Genomic DNA, 234 nt, shown 5'->3' on the forward strand with positions numbered 1-234 from the left:
CTTCTCCTATAAACTCCATATTTTTATTAAAAAATCTTATGATAATACTTGCTTCCATATAGCACCTTCTATCGCATCACTTGGAACTGTAGATTGAATATATATATTTCTCCACCCTTCCCCTTGTTGTTGCTCAAACCATGTATCAAATCTACTATTAAACCCTGTCATCATAGCATTAAACTCTGTTAAATTTTTAGGTCTAATAGCTCCACATAAATTTTCATTATATCT

General features: G+C 30.8%; 1 pseudogene. It reads right to left on the reverse strand.

Features of this window, described 5'->3' with window-relative positions:
• Positions 1 to 36: 36 nt before the first annotated feature.
• Positions 37 to 234 (reverse strand): annotated as a pseudogene (locus tag LPC13_RS16855) (hypothetical protein); the annotation flags it as partial.

Source organism: Clostridium celatum (genome assembly GCF_021412605.1).
GTDB lineage: Bacteria > Bacillota > Clostridia > Clostridiales > Clostridiaceae > Clostridium > Clostridium celatum.